This is a genomic window from Desulfobulbus oligotrophicus, assembly GCF_016446285.1.
In the GTDB taxonomy this organism is placed as follows: Bacteria; Desulfobacterota; Desulfobulbia; order Desulfobulbales; family Desulfobulbaceae; genus Desulfobulbus; species Desulfobulbus oligotrophicus.
Genome location: NZ_CP054140.1, coordinates 1714916 through 1732379 on the forward strand (window position 1 = coordinate 1714916; position 17464 = coordinate 1732379).

At 53.4% G+C, this 17464-nt stretch carries 14 protein-coding genes; 4 read left to right on the top strand and 10 right to left on the bottom strand.

The window, feature by feature from the left end:
- Nucleotides 1-13 precede the first annotated feature (13 nt).
- Entirely contained in the window at nucleotides 14-721 is a 708-nt protein-coding gene (gene rph, locus HP555_RS07775; RefSeq protein WP_199261230.1) for a ribonuclease PH, read from the top strand.
- Nucleotides 722-781: 60 nt separating this feature from the next.
- On the opposite strand, the gene HP555_RS07780 is transcribed toward rph, so the two are convergent.
- The 6 genes from HP555_RS07780 to HP555_RS07805 form a co-directional block, all read right to left on the bottom strand.
- Entirely contained in the window at nucleotides 782-1987 is a 1206-nt protein-coding gene (locus tag HP555_RS07780) for an EAL and HDOD domain-containing protein (protein ID WP_199261232.1), read from the bottom strand.
- Nucleotides 1988-2070: 83 nt separating this feature from the next.
- Nucleotides 2071-2571, bottom strand: a complete 501-nt coding sequence (locus tag HP555_RS07785; RefSeq protein ID WP_199261234.1) for an NUDIX hydrolase — start codon at nucleotides 2569-2571, stop codon at nucleotides 2071-2073.
- A 20-nt stretch (nucleotides 2572-2591) separates the two neighbouring features.
- On the bottom strand, nucleotides 2592-4931 hold the full coding sequence (gene rlmKL, locus HP555_RS07790) for a bifunctional 23S rRNA (guanine(2069)-N(7))-methyltransferase RlmK/23S rRNA (guanine(2445)-N(2))-methyltransferase RlmL (RefSeq protein ID WP_233249108.1): 2340 nt from the start codon (nucleotides 4929-4931) through the stop codon (nucleotides 2592-2594).
- A gap of 296 nt (nucleotides 4932-5227) precedes the next feature.
- Complete coding sequence (locus tag HP555_RS07795; protein ID WP_199261236.1) at nucleotides 5228-8476, bottom strand: efflux RND transporter permease subunit; 3249 nt, start codon at nucleotides 8474-8476, stop codon at nucleotides 5228-5230.
- The gene (locus HP555_RS07800) at nucleotides 8473-9513 is read right to left on the bottom strand and encodes an efflux RND transporter periplasmic adaptor subunit (protein ID WP_199261238.1); all 1041 of its coding nucleotides are present in this window, start codon (nucleotides 9511-9513) and stop codon (nucleotides 8473-8475) included. Before HP555_RS07800 ends, HP555_RS07795 begins: the two co-directional genes overlap by 4 nt.
- A gap of 3 nt (nucleotides 9514-9516) precedes the next feature.
- The gene (locus HP555_RS07805; protein ID WP_233249109.1) at nucleotides 9517-10854 is read right to left on the bottom strand and encodes a TolC family protein; all 1338 of its coding nucleotides are present in this window, start codon (nucleotides 10852-10854) and stop codon (nucleotides 9517-9519) included.
- A gap of 209 nt (nucleotides 10855-11063) precedes the next feature.
- Here HP555_RS07805 and HP555_RS07810 point away from each other — a divergent pair, with 209 nt between their 5' ends.
- Nucleotides 11064-11549, top strand: a complete 486-nt coding sequence (locus HP555_RS07810; RefSeq protein ID WP_199261242.1) for a hypothetical protein — start codon at nucleotides 11064-11066, stop codon at nucleotides 11547-11549.
- Between the two features lie 85 nt (nucleotides 11550-11634).
- Here HP555_RS07810 and HP555_RS07815 read toward each other — a convergent pair whose 3' ends face one another.
- From HP555_RS07815 to HP555_RS07830, 4 genes are all read right to left on the bottom strand, one after another.
- Nucleotides 11635-13023, bottom strand: coding sequence for an MBL fold metallo-hydrolase (locus HP555_RS07815; RefSeq protein WP_199261244.1), 1389 nt, complete (start codon nucleotides 13021-13023; stop codon nucleotides 11635-11637).
- Nucleotides 13024-13498: 475 nt separating this feature from the next.
- Nucleotides 13499-14074 carry an HDIG domain-containing metalloprotein gene (locus HP555_RS07820; protein ID WP_199261245.1) on the bottom strand — a complete coding sequence of 192 codons (576 nt, stop codon included), beginning with the start codon at nucleotides 14072-14074 and terminating at the stop codon, nucleotides 13499-13501.
- Between the two features lie 24 nt (nucleotides 14075-14098).
- Nucleotides 14099-15124, bottom strand: a complete 1026-nt coding sequence (gene hemE / locus HP555_RS07825) for a uroporphyrinogen decarboxylase (protein ID WP_199261247.1) — start codon at nucleotides 15122-15124, stop codon at nucleotides 14099-14101.
- Between the two features lie 21 nt (nucleotides 15125-15145).
- Nucleotides 15146-16246, bottom strand: a complete 1101-nt coding sequence (locus HP555_RS07830) for a radical SAM/SPASM domain-containing protein (protein ID WP_199261249.1) — start codon at nucleotides 16244-16246, stop codon at nucleotides 15146-15148.
- 300 nt (nucleotides 16247-16546) lie between these two features.
- On the opposite strand from HP555_RS07830, the gene HP555_RS07835 reads away from it, so the two are divergent.
- Together HP555_RS07835 and HP555_RS07840 are read left to right on the top strand one after the other, a co-directional pair.
- Entirely contained in the window at nucleotides 16547-17011 is a 465-nt protein-coding gene (locus HP555_RS07835) for a universal stress protein (RefSeq protein WP_199261251.1), read from the top strand.
- 257 nt (nucleotides 17012-17268) lie between these two features.
- Complete coding sequence (locus HP555_RS07840) at nucleotides 17269-17460, top strand: hypothetical protein (RefSeq protein ID WP_199261253.1); 192 nt, start codon at nucleotides 17269-17271, stop codon at nucleotides 17458-17460.
- Nucleotides 17461-17464 lie beyond the last annotated feature (4 nt).

The window sequence follows — 17464 nt, forward strand, 5'->3', positions numbered from 1 at the left end:
CAAAGGAGCAGTTATGCGCAGTGGTAACCGTCCGGCCGACGGAATGCGACCGGTCAGTCTTGAGTACGGCGTTCAACCCCATGCCGACGGCTCGGTGTTACTTCGGATCGGTAACACACATGTGCTGTGCAGCGTGACTGTTGAAGATAAGGTGCCGGCCTTTCTCAGGGGAAAAGGGCAGGGATGGCTAACGGCTGAGTACGGTATGCTGCCCTGTGCCACCCATAGTCGTGGCCGGCGCGAGGCTGTTTCCGGGATGTCCGGGCGGACATATGAAATTCAACGCCTGATCGGACGATCACTGAGAATGATGCTTGATCTGCAGGTGCTGGGTGAACGAACGCTTCGGATTGATTGTGATGTGCTGAATGCGGATGGCGGCACCCGTTGTGCCTCGATTACCGGCGGTGCTCTTGCCGTTCGCATGGCTCTGCGGCGGATGGTCGTGCAGGGACAGCTGGCGTCCATGCCGTTGCTTGTACCGGTGGCAGCCGTCAGTGCGGGTGTTGTTGGAGGTCGGCCTCTGTTGGATCTCGATTATTCTGAAGATTCCACTGCTGATGTTGATGCCAATTTTGTTATGAGTGGCGATGGTCGGTGGATCGAGGTGCAGACCACTGCCGAAGGAGCCCCGTTCCATCCCGATCTCTTCATGGCCATGGCCCGTCTGGCCGCCGAGGGCGGACAACAGTTGTTTGCTCTTTGGGAGGGGGAGGAATAAATACGCTGCCGCTTTGCAAGTGTTTACTTGTCTGCAGATCAGGGGCGGCGACTGTACAGATTAAACGATAGTGCCGGCAAACTGGATGGCTTCCAGATACAGTCTCGGTAGTTTGGTGCAGTCTACTTCCAGTTCTTTTCCAGCCGCCAGACAGCGCTGCCAATTGCCCCTTTCATACGCCGCTACAATCTCAAGAAAGGGTTGGTATGCCCCCTGGCCCAGTATCAAAACATCTTTAATGGCACCGCTCAGGGGAAGTTTCTCCATTGCCTGAACCATCGGTATATCGACAATGGCATCAATTAAGGAGAACAGGCCCAGTAGAAAAAGCTCCGAAGCACTGACATCCTGCGGACACTGTCCGGCGATGAGTTCGCAGAACCGTGCTCTGACTATGGACAGACGCATCAGCTCTCTTGGTTTACTCTCTGCCAGCTCCGAGATCAAAACCAGCGTTACAAACCGCTGGATCTTTTCTTCCCCCAGATAGGTAATGGCCTGCCGGACAGATTCCACCTCTTTGAGTAAATAAAAAAAAGCTGAGTTGATATAGCGCAGCAACTTGAACGTCAGGACGACATCAGTGGCAATGATCTCTTCAAGTCTGGATGTCGTGATATTCGGGCTGTTCACCTCGGCAAGCAGCCGCAGCAGGTTGGCTTTGCTGGGTGCAACTTCAGTCAGTTGCAGTGGTTCCGGCCTGGCAAAGAAATACCCCTGAAAGTAATTAAAACCCAGCCTTCCGGCCTGCTCAAATTCTTGATGCTCCTCTATGTTCTGTGCCAGATACTTGAGATGCAACCCTGCGAGTTGTTGCCGCATCTGTTGTATCTGTTCCGGGGTTGATCGTTGCCAGTTGATCTTGATGATGTTGACCAGTGCGACCAGAGGCAATGCTTCTTCCGAATGGACAAAGTCATCAATTGCCAGGATATACCCATTTTGGGAAAGAGAATAACACGCAGCCAACACCTCCGGGTCAGGGCTGGAGATGTTGGGAATGTCGATGATCATCTTTTGTTTCGGAAAGGCCTGCGCAATCTCTTTGACGAGAAGATTAGTCGTGAAATTGATAAAACAGGGCTTGGAACCGGTAATCTTTTCTATGTCTTCAGTGAGAAAGGATGTGGAGAGCAGGCGGGCGGTGATGCGGTCGTTGCTTTGATCGGGCGGGGAACAGGCGACAGTTTTGTTGTAGAGCAACTGGTAGGCAAAGAGATTCTTGTGGATATCAAAGACCGGCTGTCGGGTAATATGCACATTCATAACGTCCTGAGAGATGAGATCAACAGAATGCCTCTACAGTGGAGTATAGAATAAAAGAGAATGTACTCAAAACGTTTTATGCGCTAGTACGGCAGTCTGGAAAAAATCATTACACTGTCCGGAGTGACGGGTTCTTTCTGCTGGAGGATACGCAGCTGTGAGGGATGTATGAAGTGACCACGGGTGATCTCTTCCGGCTGCAGGATAAAGGGACCTTCACTGGTACAGCAGTAGACGCGTCCCCACACCCGGTTATGGCTGTCTTCATAGTATTGATCAAACAGATGTCTGAGGCGGACATCGCCGATGCCCAACTCTTCCCGCACCTCCCGTAATGCACACTCCTGATAGGTCTCTCCGGCCAGGACAACGCCACTGGCAGCGATATCCCAGTAGCCGGGGTAGATATCTTTGTTCAGCGTTCGTTGGTGGATAAACAACTCTCCTGTCCGGTTAAACACCAGCACGTACGAGGCACGATGCAGGAGATTTTGCTGCCGCATAACAGACCGGGTGGTTACACCCAAAGAGATATTTTCCTGATCAACGATCTCTATCAGTTCCTGGTCCGGGGTGGCAGGCATGGGTACATCCTGGAAGCAGATCAGAACCGGTGCTGGTGCTGCAACTCCCAGCACCGATGCATACGGCGGTTACGTTGAAAGTCGGGTGGAATCGTTTCCGCACTGATTTCCCGCACCGCAAATTCACTGTCCAGTGTCGTGTCCAGGGTAAATTTTCGGGAGTTAGTGGAAAAGATAAGGAGACCGTCCCTGCTGAGCCGCCGCATCGCCAAACGAAGGAGAACGGCATGATCTTTTTGTACATCAAAGACCTGTTGTCGGTGCCGAGAGTTGGAAAAGGTTGGCGGGTCGACAAAGATAACGCCGAATCGTTCCGTTGCTGTTGTCAGCCAGTGCAGGCAATCAGCCTGAACAGTCTGATGGAGCGGTCCGCCATAGCCGTTAAGGGCCAGGTTGGCTCTGGCTCTGGCAAGGTAGACCTCGGAGATATCAACAGTGGTTGTGGCTGCTGCGCCTCCCATGGCTGCATAAACTGTTGCCGTCCCTGTGTAGGCAAAAAGATTGAGAAATGTTTTTCCCTGAGACAACTGTTGCAGCCGTGCCCTGGTCAGTCGATGGTCAAGAAAGAGTCCGGTGTCGAGGTAGTCGGTGAAGTTCACCAGAAAACGGGCGCCTCCCTCCCGGACTTCGTATAACGTGCCGGTGTCTGCTGTTTTTTGATACTGTTGCGGTCCTTTCTGCTTTTTTCTGGTTTTAAGAAACACCCGGCTGCGGGGCAGGGAGAAGAGAGAACGGATCACATCCAGGGCGAGGTTGAAACGCTGTTCCGCCTTTTGCCTGTCAACCGTGGATGGTGCCGCATACTCCTGAACATGCACCCATCCTTCGTAGATATCGATCGCCAGATTGTACTCGGGAATATCAGCATCATACAGACGAAAACAGGAGATCTCCTCACTTCTTGTCCATGGGAGCAGTGCTGCCCAGTTTTTCATGAGTCTTTGCGCAAGGTCCTGACCAGTGGTTCCGGATGGAAGTGGTGTCAACGTCCAGTCAGGCGCCTGTTTTGCAACCGAGCTGCTTTCTTTGCCAATGAGCAGCTGGCATCTGATCGGACCGTTATAGAGACGCTGACGATCCTTCCACTGTACTCCGACCATTTCAGCCAAATCCGGGTTGGCAGTAAAAAAGCCGAGCGTCCATCCGGAAAAACGGGTGCGGAAGATCCGTCCCAGACAACGGTACAGGTATTTGACCGTCTCCTTATCGGCGAGCCGTTCACCGTAGGGAGGGTTGGTCAGAAGACAGCCGTGTGTTCCCGGCGAATGCAGCTGAGCCAGCTGCCGATGCTGGATAACAATCACGTCGCGCAGCCCGGCGGCAACAGCGTTCTTTCGCGCTGCAGCCACCACTCCGGGGTCGGCATCATAGCCGATAAACTGCGGCCAGACTTTGGGCATACTTCTGTTTTCCTGTTCAAGCGCCTCCTGTACCAGCCGTTCCCAGAGCAGGTGATCGTGTTTGTTCCAACCCATGAAGCCAAAGGTTTTGCGTAGCAGGCCCGGTGCACTGTTGCTGATCATGAGAGCCGCCTCGATCAGCAGGGTCCCGCTGCCGCACATCGGATCAAGGAGAATCGGTTCTTCACCGATCCGTTGCGGCCAGCCGGAGAGGTGCACAATGGCCGCGGCCAGGGTTTCCTTGAGCGGGGCCTCGCCGCTGCCGGTACGATAGCCTCTGCGGTGAAGACTTTCACCCGACAGATCAAGGGAGAGAGAGGCAGCCGTTCCCTGGATATGGAGATTGAGACGAACATCAGGATCGCTGATATCAACGTTCGGGCGTTTACCAAAGCGTTTGCGAAATTGATCAGCAATGGCATCTTTGACCCGAAAGGCGGCAAACTGACTGTGATTGATGGCTGCAGATGCGTTCACAAGTGTGGTATGCACTGCAAAGGTCGATTTTACAGTAAAATGGTCATCCCAGTGAATCGTGCCGACATGCGAGTAGATTGCATCCGGATCAGGTGCATCAAACCGGGTCAGCTCAAGCAGGATTCGCGAGGCAAATCGTGACCAGAGACAGGCCCGGTATCCTGTTTCCAGGTTGCCGATCCAGGTGACGGCTCCCTGCTGTCTGGTGACAGAGCTTCCGCCGAATCCCTGAATTTCCGCCTCGACCAGCTCTTCCAGCCCGGAGGCACAGGTGGCGGTGAACTGTAACGGTTGTTTTTTTCGCTTTCTGGCTTTGCGGGGTGAGTTGAGCATGGAAAATGGTGGGTAATGGTTGATTGGCTGTGGTGCTGCAGGTGCCTGACACATCAACGGTGTTTCTTTGGCGTCTGCAAAGAGCACTGGGTGGATATGTGCATTTTTATATGCAATAAATGCCGGTGAACAAACAGTCTTCAGGTTCACACGGGATTCATTACCAAAGCAGTCTTATGATTTCTGTCAGCAGCTGCATACCTGATCCTGTGCGACAAGTAAACAGCAAGCTGCAGGGGATGCTATCTGTGCTGGGCGTCTCTACATGGTAGGCAGACAACAGAGAAAGCGGGTAGTCCGGCCTGTTGGCGAGATAGAGGTGTCTCCTGCGGCAATGCGGCGATGATCTTCATCTGCCCTGGCCCTGTTTTTTTGTCGGGGTATACGTGTACCCCTGCCTGTCCTGAGCGTTGTCCCTCTGTCTGGCGGCTGTCTGTTGCCCGTTCTCAGGCAACAGGATCAGTGGGCGTTTTCGGAGCCATTCTCCTTGCTTTGACCATGTAGTACAGTACCGGCACTGCCATCCGGCTGATGAGCAGTGAGGCAACTTCTCCGAACATCAGGGCAATGGCTAATCCCTGGAAGATCGGGTCAGCAAGAATAACCGCCGCTCCAACCACAAGAGCGAGAGCTGTGAGAAGCATGGGGCGGAAACGAATGGCCCCGGCTTCAACCACTGCTTCGGCAAGCCCCAGGCCGTGGCTGAGGCGCAGTTCAATAAAGTCGACCAAGATGATCGAATTCCGCACCACAATCCCGGCTCCGGCCATAAAGCCGATCATCGAGGTGGCGGTAAAAAATGCGTTTAATCCCCAGTGGGCGGGCAAAATCCCGATTAAAGAGAAGGGGATGGCCGCCATCACCACCAACGGAGTGATATAGTCCTTAAACCAACCGACCATCAACATGTAGATGAGTACCATCACCGCACAGAAGGCCAGACCGAGGTCGCGAAATACTTCCAGGGTAATATGCCACTCACCGTCCCATTTTATGGCCGGTTGGCTTTCCAGGAAAGGTTGCGTCAGGTTGTAGATGGTGATCGGTTCGTCCCGGCCGCCGAAATCAGCGCTGTTGAGCTGTGCAAGCTGTTGATTCATCTGCAGAATCGGATAAACAGGGCTTTCAGCTGCTCCGGCCACGTCGCCCAGCACGTGGATGACTGGTTTAAGGTTTTTACGGTAGATGGGTTGGTCAACGGATTCTTCTCGTACCCGGATAAGTTCGCCCAGCGGGACGAGAGGCGCCTGCGGATCAGCCTGTGGTCGCACACGTATTGACAGGATGTTTTCAACTCGTGCCCGCTGTGCCTGCGGCAGCTGGACAAGAACATCGATCTCTTCTTTATCCTTAGGTTGGTGAAACAGGTCAACAGACTGCCCGGCGAGTGCCATTGCAACGGTCTGAATAATCTCTGCTTCCGAAAGTCCGTTGAGAGCAGCCTTTTCCTTGTCAATCTCAAGAACAAGTTTCGTTCGTTCCTGTTCCCGATACCAATCAATATCAACCACACCCTCGGTAGCGCTGAAGATATTTTTGACCACGGTTGCCAGCTTTACCCGGCTCTCCTCGTCCGGTCCGTACACCTCAGCCACCAGAGTCTGCAACACCGGCGGTCCTGGAGGAACTTCGGCAACCGCCGCTGTAGCACCGTAACTGGCTGCAATCCGGGCGATTTCCGGACGTACATGTTTGGCTATCTCGTGACTTTGCCTGCTTCGCTCACCCTTGGCTTTGAGGTTGACCTGCACATCGGCCACCGTGGATCCGGAGCGAAGAAAGTAGTGTCGAACGAGGCCGTTGAAGTTAAACGGAGAGGCAGTGCCTGCATACAGTTGATAGTTGACCACCTCAGGTTCACGGGCCACCACATCGGCCATTTCCATGGCAACCCGTGTTGTCTGTTCCAGTGTGGAACCCTCCGGCATGTCCAGGATGATTTGAAATTCCGATTTGTTGTCAAAGGGCAGCATCTTTACCTTCACGCCACCGAAGAAGAGCAGTGAACCGGAGGCCAGGAGCAGCAGGAGAATGAGCAGAAAGAACAGAAGTCGCCACCTGGCATGGGCAAGCAGTGGATCCATGACCCGGTGATAGAGCCGGGTGAACCAGTCGTCAGGGGCGTGGTCCGGGTCCAGTTGTTCACCCTGTTCGTCTTTTGCGGGCCGATGGAGGATGTGGATTGCCGCCCAGGGAGTGACAGTAAACGCAATCAGCAGGGAGAACACCATGGCCGCCGAAGCACCGATGGGAATGGGCCGCATGTACGGACCCATCAGGCCGCCGACAAAGGCCATGGGTAAGATCGCGGCAATGACCGCCCAGGTAGCCAGCGTGGTCGGGTTGCCGACCTCAACAACAGCGGTTACCGCAATGTCCCGCAAAGAGACCTGTCTGCTGCCCTGAAGCCGGATATGACGGACAATATTTTCGACAACCACAATGGCGTCATCAACGAGGATACCGATCGAAAAAATCAGGGCAAAGAGGGTGATACGGTTCAGGGTATACCCGTAGAGATAGAAGATCAGCAGGGTGAGCGACAGGGTGGATGGAATGGCGATCAAGACGACGATTGATTCGCGCCACCCCAGAAACAGGAGAATGAGCAGCACCACACCGAAAACCGCTATTCCCATATGGAGGAGCAGTTCATTGGATTTTTCGGCTGCAGTGGCCCCGTAATCGCGGGTGATGGTGACCTCGATATCCTGCGGGATCAGCGTTCCTTTGAGGCTGTCGACTTTACGCAGTACTGTCTGCACAACATCAACGGTGTTGGCACCCGGCCGTTTGGCTATTGACAGGGTCACCGCCGGTTCAACGGTATGGTCCTGTTTGCCGAACAGGACGTAGGATTGCGGTTCTTCCGGTCCGTCATGGATGGAGGCGACCTCGTGGAGGTATACCGGTGCATTGTTGTGCACCCCGACAACCACCTGTCTGAAATCTTCAACCGAGGCAAGAAAGGTGCCCGCCTGGATCAACACCTCGGTGTTTTCGGCCTGCAGGGTACCGGCCATGGACTGACGGTTAGCCTGCTGAAGACGCTGGACCAGATCAATCGGGCTCAGATGACGGGCCTCCAACTGTATTGGATCAAACAGTACCCGTATCTGGCGGCGACTCCCGCCGATGACCTTTGTTTCCGCTACCTCAAAGATTGACTTGATCGCATCGTCGACTTCAGTGGCCAGGCGGCGCAGAGTAAAGTGATCGTATCGGGTTGAGTGCAGCGTTAACGCCAGGATCGGCACATCATCTATGGTGTGTGGTTTGACCAGCGGCAGGGAAACACCGTGGGGAATGCGATCAAAGTTGGTTTGCAGTTTCTGGTTGAGAGTAACAATTGATTTCTCAAGATCTTCACCGACAAAAAAACGAGCAATCAGGAGGCACTGGCCAGGCATTGAGGTCGAGTAGATGTACTCAATCCCCGGGAGTTCATAGAGCAGCTTCTCCATGGGAACAGCCAGACGCTGCTCCACCTCCTTGGCGGTGGCACCGGGCATGGTTACCATCACATCGATCATCGGGACCTTGATCTGCGGCTCCTCCTCCCGCGGCAGCAGAAACACCGCAAAACAACCGAGTAACAGTGAAGCGATGAGGACTATCGGGATCAGCTTTGAATGGACAGAGGCCGCAGCAAGGCTGCCGGCAAAACCGAGCCTGGAGTTCTTCTGTGCACTCATGGCTGAACCTGTACAGCCTGACCGTCAACAAGCCGGCTGCTGCTGGTTGTCACCACCTTTTCACCCCGGGTAAGGCCGGCCAGGATTTCCACCATGGCATCATCTTGGGTCCCGCTGCGTACAATGCGCAACCGTGCCTGTCCGTCGGCAACAACGAAGACGGTTTCCATCTGTCCGGATTGGATGAGCGCACTTTTCGGCACAAAGAGACTGTACTTTTCATGGTCTGGTACCAAGACCCGACTGAGTTGGCCGGAACGCAGCGCAGTATTTGATGGAACGGCAAGTTTGATGACAGCACTGCGCGAGCGGGGATCCACAGCCGGGGCGATTTCGATGACAATGCCTGTGGTTGTCAGGGGTATTGTTTCAACGAGAACCGTGAGTTCATCACCAGGGTGAATGGTGTGCAGCAGCCGTTCCGAGATCATCACCTCTATCTGCAAGGATTGGTCGTTTTCAAGATGGAGCAACACGGCCCCTGGTGTTGTCAGATCGCCGCTGGTCAGTAATTTTCGAGCCACCACACCAGCAAACGGGGCAGTGATGCGTGTGTAACCGGCCATGGCTCTGGCCTCGTCATATCCTGCCTGGGCAATGGCCGTCTGTTCAGCCGCGGTTTTTGCACTCTCCGGAGTGGTGGCGTGTTTTTGAAGAAGAGTCTGTTCTCTTTTCAGTATGCGCCTGGTCTGCGCCAGGGTCGCTTCGGCCTGGTGGAGACGGGCGGTCAACTCTTCAGCATGGATTTTGGCCAGAAGATCGCCTTTTTTGACGCGTGATCCTAACTGTACCGGCATGGTGACAACAGTACCGCTGATCTTTGCTGCGATGGCTGCCTGTTCGGCAGCCTGCACTGTTCCTGTCACCACGGTGAAATGGGGGATTTCCTTTCTATCGACCGTTGCAATACGCACCTGTACCGCTGCCCCGGCCCCCCGGGGTGCCGCCTCTACTCCTGCCGTAAAAATGACGAGCAGCCATAACCACAGGACACCGGAGATAAAAGACTGTTTTGTGAGCAGTTGGTGTAGAGGCATAAATCATCTCTCCTGGTCGAATTGGCGCAGACCGATGGCACGGCGTAGATCAGCGATGGCAGTCTTTCGGGCGGCCGTGGCCTGATCATGGCTTAAGCGGGCGTCAGTGAGTCTGTTTTCAGTGTCAATGAGCTCTGCGGTCAGCAGGGTTCCCTCTTGAAAACGAAGCCGGGCAAGTCGAGCGCTTTCAGTGGCTGCAGCCACTCTTGCCCCGGTTACTTTCAGCCGTTCTTCTTCCTGGCGGAGGGCAAGAGCTGCCTGCTCCATCTCCAGATTGCAGTCCAACTCCATCTTTCGCTGTTGCTCTTTAACAGCTCGCCATTGTGCTTCCGCCCTGGCAACAGATGCTTCGACCTGTCGACCTTCATAGAGCGTGTAGTGTAATCGGACTCCAGCCACCCAGGAGTTGCCGGAGCCTTTTTCCAGCTCAGTTCCTTTGTCTGTCTGCACACTGCCAAAGGCATCGGCTGTCGGTAAAAATGCTGCTCTGGCCTGCCGGATATGCGCTTCCTGTGCCTTGACAAGCGCTGCAATACCAGCCAGCTCCGGGCGATTGTGGGTGTGACGCTGGGTAGGAACCTCGGGGCCTGATTCGGTTGTGGCGTCAATGGACACCGTTTTTTCAGGAAGTCCGAGTAGTGAAAGAAACGCATGTTTCGCAAGCTTCAGACCATGTTCAGCCCGGATATACAGCTCCTGAGTCCTGGCCTGCTGGACTTCAAGATTCAACACTTCCTCGTGCAGGAGACTGCCCTCTTCAAAACGGGCCCGGCCCACCTGCAAAGATGCCTGTATCGCCTCAACTGCAGACCGCATGATTTTTACCGTATCTTCACTCTGGGCAATGGTGTAGAAGGCCCGCACAACCTCATACTCCAGGCGGTTACGGACGGCCTGGTGGTCATATCGTGACATCTTGCTGCGTTCATCGGCGGCCTGGATAGCGGCCAGATCATGTCCACCGTTGTACAGCTGGTACTGCACGGTCGCCTTGGCCCGCAGGTTGTCGGTGGTACCGGGGTTGTTGAAGTTGATGGTCTCGTTAAATACTCCCTGATTGAGGATGTTGCCGAATGAGTACATGGGATTGTCTGTACGATGATACTCGGCGCTGACCCCAAGGCGCGGGTAAAGAACAGCCCTGACGCGCTCTATGTCGTGATCCGCAGCCCGGATTCGTTCCAGGGCGGCCCCGATGTCTGGATTGTGGGTAAGAGCATGCTGGACCGCTTCACGAACAGTCCATTGTTTTTCTGCAGAAGGGCGGTCATCGGCTGACAGGAGCAGCGGAGCACCTGTTGCTGCACACAGCAGAAGGAGGATGAGGAGATAGCGGAGCATAAGCATTGGCTATAAAATAAAGTTTTCAGGTACAGAAAAAAGTGATTGTCAATATATGCAGAATTTATGTAATAAATAGCTGTAAAAGTGTAGAAAAAAATTCTTCGAACGAGATTTTATAAATAGAGTATCAGTCTGTATTTTGCAATAACAATACAGGTCCGTACGGCCATACACTCATACGGTCGAGTGATGAAGAGGAGAGAGCAATGAAAGCGATGCAGAGAATACAGCGATTATGGCTGCTGCCTCTTGTGGGAATACTGACGGTTCTGCCCGTGCAAGGCGCAGAGCAGCCGCCGCCGGAAGAGAATGTTCCCCAGGAAAAAAAGATCGAGCAGCAACCGGATAAGTGGAGTGAGGCCGGTAGAGAGGTGAGGCAGGCAACGGGCTCAGTGGCGGATGCCACGAAAGAGAGCGCCGGTACAGCCTGGGAGTCCTTAAAAACGGGATCAACAACAGCCTGGGAAAAGACCAGGAGCGGCTCTGTGCACTTATTTGAGTCAGTGGGAGAAAAATCAAGAGAAGCGTGGTCAGTTACCAAAGAAGAAACCGCGGATTTCTGGAACAAGGGGAAATCTCTGATTCATGAAGCCACAGCTCCTGATCCACCAGCACCCCCGGTGCCGCCACAGGAGCCGGTCCCGCCCCCGCCGGCCGACGTTCCCTCCGGCGACACAGGTCAGTCTGACTGATTCGGGAGCAGGGGCCGGATCGATATCCTGTGAGCGGCAATGATGATGAAAACGGTCACATCAATGCCGCGGTATGGCCGTGCACCTACAGATCAAAGGATTGGTGCAGCATGGGCATCTCGACATGGGTTGCCGTGAGATGATCTGCCAGGGCAAGCATGGCTTTTTCTTCACCATGCACCAGAAAGGTTCGTTCGGGTTTGCCGGTTTGGCTGTGCCAGCGAAGGAGTTCGCGCTGATCGGCATGGGCTGAAAAACCACCGATTGTGTAGATGTCAGCGTGAACTTCTATCTCTTCCTGAAATATTTTAACGACCTCTGCCCCGTCAATGATCTGCCTGGCCAATGTTCCCTGGGCAGCATAGCCGACAAAGACAATGGCCGCCTCTTTGCGCCAAAGATTATGGCGAAGGTGGTGACGGATACGACCTCCGGTGCACATGCCCGAGCCGGCGATGATCACCGAGCCACGGGTATGTTTGAGTGCCGTTGATTCGGCAACATCGCGAACAATTTCAAGGTCGGGCAGATCAAAAGGATCACGGCCGGCTGAGATAACCGCCCAGGTCTCTTCATCAAAACATTCCCGGTGTCGCCGGAAAATCTGGGTGGCTGAAACAGCCATCGGTGAATCAAGATACACCGGCAAAAAAGGTGGCAGTTGCTGTTGTTCAATACCTTCCCGTAAATAGTAGAGTAACTCCTGTGTACGCTCCAGGGCAAAGCTGGGGATGAGTACATTGCCGTTACGGGCTATGGTGGTGTTGATTGCCTGGTACAGCTCATCAAGGGAGGGGGCAAGTGATTTGTGGAGTCGGTCGCCATAGGTGGATTCCATGATAACGATATCGGCATGGGGAGGCACGGCAGGGTCCGGCAGAATGGCCCGGCCGTTGTAACCGAGATCACCGGAAAACAGTACCCGCCGCTGTTTGCCGTCTTCTTCCAGCTCCAGGAGGATGCAGGCAGAACCGAGGATGTGACCGGCCTCGTAGAAGGTTGTGCGGATACCTGGACAGAGATCATGGGGACGGGTAAATGAGGCAATATCGATGAAGGTGTCCAGGCTGTTGAGCGCGTCCAGGGTATCGTACAGCGGCTGCACCGATGCTTCCCGTCCTCGTCGTCTGCCGGCTCTGGAATTACGGTATCGGGCCTCTTCCTCATGGATTCGGGCTGAATCAAGCATCACAAGGCGGGCCAATTCCCGGCTGGCAGCACTGGTTACGATGGTTCCCTTAAAGCCCTGTTTGCAGAGAAGCGGAATGCGTCCGCAGTGATCAAGATGGCTATGGGTCAGTAACAGATGATCAATGTCGGCGGGATCAAATCCGAAGTCGTTTAAATTTTCTTCATCTGTCTCCCGTTTTCCCTGGTAAAGGCCACAGTCAATAAGGATACGCTTATCCCTGCATTCGACCAGGAAACATGAACCGGTTACATTGCGGGCAGCTCCATGAAAGGTGATACGCATGGTCAGTCCTCTCGTGCACTTGATTGAAGATGATCGGTTGGGTGATGCTTGTCTCTGATTAAGCTGTTTGTTTGAGCTCTAAATGTCTGTGGGTGTGCTCAGGAAGAGCGGTTCTGCATCAGCGCATCGGGATACCGTGATGCTGGTGTTTTTTAGTGCCTTTGTCCCTGTGCAGTGGAGCGGTGGATGCTGCTGGTCCTCTGCAGTGTCTTCTGATCACTTCTGTCTTTAAAACTATACCGGATTTTTTCATAGGCGTAATGAAGATCTTCGGTCTTGCTGTTTTGCTGTGGTCAACGAACCTGAGCAGGGGGCATTGTGCCTTGCCGGTTGTCTGGCGGACTTTTTTTGCATGGTGGTACAACTATATCGACCAGTCAGGGGACTGGCTGCTGCAGGTAAGCATGGCTAGGGGTTTTTTCAGCCGGCCGGAGATGTTGAACAAGATAGGGTGTTTTTTTAAGAAAGAGGCGGGTCAGAAGCGTCCCAGATCTTTCGGGTCAAAGGAGATCCAACGAAAAAGAGAGTCTTCCAGGGTGACACATTGGTCAAAGTTATCCCTGATCAGACCTTGGCGGGTCGGATTGCCTTTGCCGTAGTGGTCCAGGATGTATTCCAATCGTTCGCTCAGATGCACCACAACATTATGACGAACGCGTTTATCGGCATAGTACACAATTTCAGGGGCAGTGAAACGACCGTCCAGATACCGTTGCGGATCATAATCGGCAAGAAGTACATGCTGTTCAACAATTGTCGCAATATCCGGATATCCGTGTTGCCGGCAGATGTCACCGCCGATCTTGGCGTGGTCACAGGTGCTGTTCAGACACGGGGTTTTGGCGATGTCATGGAGCAGGGCGCCGGCGATCACCAGGCGTTGATCGGCCTGGGATCGGTCGGGCGCAAAGGCACATAACCCTGACAGCAGATGGTCAGCCAGCCGGGTAACGACCAGGGAATGATGACGGATATTGGCGAGCATTCCATACTGATCCATGAGCTTGATGCACTGTTTCAGGGAAGGGATGGAGGGGCGCGATGGTTCCATGCTCGTTAAAAGGTATGTTGTTGTTCACGATTTACCGCTGAATCGGTGCACTGCGTTCACTGCAATCCGGACGTGTTCTGTTGGCGTCTCCGGTTGGATGCCATGACCGAGGTTAAAGATGTACCCCTGCGCATCCTGGGCATCTATCAGCATTGTCCTGATGCGTTCTTCCAGTTGTTTTGGCGGTAAAAAGAGGGCGAGCGGGTCAATATTGCCCTGGACGGCGTGCCGTCCGGCCCGGGCAACAGCCTCTCTGATGGGCAGCCGCCAGTCAAAACCAAGCACATCAGCACCCACGGTGGTGGTGAGGTCGGTCAATGTGGCACCGTTATTTGCAAAGTAGATGATCGGAACATCGGTGCCGGCCCGCAGATCTCTGATAATGGATCGGGTGTAAGGAAGAACAAATTCTTCGTAATCGCAGGGGGCCAAAATGCCGACCCAGGAGTCGAACAGCTGCAGCGCCTGGGCTCCGGCTCTGGCCTGTGCTTGAAGATAGACACTGGTGCAGGCGGTAATTTTTGCCATCAGGTTATGGAAGAGCTGCGGCTCCTGGAACATCATCTTCTTGGTGTGAAGAAATACTTTGGAGCTGCCGCCTTCGATGAGATAGGTCGCAAGCGTGAAGGGAGCACCGGCAAAACCAATGAGCGGCACCTGCAGGGTGAGACGCAGGAGGCGAATTGTTTCCAGCACAAAGGGAAGTTGTTCTTCAGGTACGGGAATCACCAGGGCATCAACAGCTTTCTGGCTTCGAACCGGTGTGGGGAAAAGCGGACCCCTGCCCTCATGAAACTCGAGTTCAAGGCCCATGGCCTCCATGGGAATGAGGATGTCGGAAAAGAGTATTGCCGCATCAAAACCGAAAATATCAATGGGCTGTAACGTCACTTCAACAGCAAGTTCAGGTGTCTTGCACAGTTCGAGAAAACTGACTTTCCCTCTGATTTTTTGATACTCAGGTAAATATCTGCCGGCCTGCCGCATGAACCAGACAGGTGTGTGGGTTGTTTTCTGACCCCGGCAGGCTTGGAGAAATGTGTTGTTCATCGAATATCCGTGTTTGTGGGTTTATGATTCACAGGTTGTCTGTGTTGGGGTACCAGGTTGTTGGCTCAGGTGCCGGCCGGGAACATGGTTGCAGAAGGGCTCGCCAGCCAGGTAATCTCCGGTCAGTGCATAAGCTCTGGCCCGACAACCGCCACAGACCCCGACATATTCACAACGGCCACAGTTACCTTTATAGCCGGAAAAGTTGCGCATATCGAGCATGAGCTTTGAATTCTCCCAGATATCCTGGAAGGATTGCGTCTGGAGATTACCGGCAGCCAGGGGGAAGTAGCTGCACGGCAGAACATTGCCATCAACATCGATCAAACAGATCAGCTGTCCGGCGAGACAGCCTTTGGATCCGCCGGTGGAGAATGAAAGACTGCGGCGTTTGAAACGCTCTCCCTCAGCTTTGGAGCGCTGGAGTACAAGGCGATAGTACTGGGGGGCACAGGTCGGGCGGACCAGGAGCTCATCCTCTTCCTTCTCCATATCATAATGCCAGTTGAGCATCTCCTCATACTCATCAGCCGGAATCAGTTCTGCCAGGATATTTTCACCACGGCCGGTGGGTACAATCATGAACAGGTACCAGGCAGTGGCTCCCAGTTTTTTTACCAACTGATAGATTCTGGGTGCTTCTTCTTTGTTACGTTGAGTGAAGGAGGAGTTGATGAGAAAATCAATACTATGCTCGTTGAACAGGCGAATGGCGTTCATGACTCCGGAAAAGGCTCCGGGCTGGTTTCGGAAATCATCATGCACCTCGGCGGTGGCACCGTCCAGGCTTAAAGAAACCATTTTGATACCACTGTCTTTAATGTGTCGGCAGGTTTCGGCATTCACCAGTGATCCGTTGGTTGCCAAACACATGCGTAAACCAAGCTCCGTCCCGTGGGCGGCAATATCAAATACATCCGGCCGCAGGAGCGGTTCACCGCCGGAAAGCACGACGACCGGATTGGCATAGGAGCGGATCTCAGCCAGGATTCGCTTTGCTTCGGCTAAAGAAAAATCGGGATGTCCATCAATCTCAAGCTGGGAAGAGGAACGGCAGTGTACACAGTGGAGATTACAGCGGCGGGTAATTTCCCAGGCAATCCATTTGGGGACGAAATCCATAGTCTGATATCCGATCTTGTGAAGGCAGTAGCGATGTTGACACCAGTTTGAACAGAGTATAAACCGGATACTCCAGATCGTAAAACGACCAGAGAGAAAAAGAAGAACAAAAGATATAATCAGTTGAACAGGTTGGACTATATATATGATTGATTGGTCTTGCGGTCAACAGCTTTATAAGGATGACGCACGATGATGGCGGGTATCGTGGTTATTTCTGATGAAAAAATCTGTAAACGATTTATCTTTATATCATAAAGTAGTTGATCGCCCACCTTCTTTTATGCAAGGAGTCGCCTTATGCAGAGTATTAAAAGTATCCTGACCCCCATCGATTTTTCAGACAATGCCGAAAAAATCATCAAGGCAGCTGCTTATATGGCAGGAACATTCAAGGCGGAACTGCACCTGGTGTTTGTGGCACAGACTTTTGAAGATTACAGTGGTTTTTTTGTTCCTCCCATAAATCTCCCGAACCTGGAGGAGGAGCTTTTTGCCTCGGCCCAGCAACAGATGGAGACCTATATCGAAGAAAACAGGGCCGGACTTCTCGAAGCCGGAGTACAGCATGTGACAGGGAAAGTACTTTCCGGTGATATAGCCGAAGAAATTCTGAAGTATGCCGCAAAGAAAAAAGTGCAGCTGATTATTATGGGGACCCACGGCTACAAAGGTCTTGAGCGAATCATGTTCGGCAGTGTTGCTGAGAAGGTGGTGAAGTCGGCCAGTTGTCCGGTTATGACTGTTAATCCGTATCGTGAGTAGTATGAAAACCGGGCAGCCTAGGCGCGGGGAAGCGTTTTGTCGCCTCGATGGTCCTGACCAGGAGCGCATCCTGATGATAAAACCACGACGCAGGTCAGGAGGGTAACGCTATAAAAAAACGAAAGTATCCACGGGTGCTGGTTACCAATATGTTTATTGATGTCTCTGACGGCATAGGCTTCTGTACAGGGACGGTCCAAGACGTTTCGCAGGTGGGTCTTTGTCTGACTGATTTAGCCAAAAGATTCGGTCAGGATATGGATACCTATACCGCTGTGACCTCCAGTGGAAGTGAGTATTTTAAGTTCAGGGTTCGACCACGATGGGAGCAGACCGGAAGTGTCAGCAAGCGAATGGGAGTGGAGATCACCGAGCCGTCCGGATCATGGATGGATTTCGTTTCCAGGCTTGAAGCCCGGAACAGAAAGGGGGCACAGCAGGGCCACTGAGACC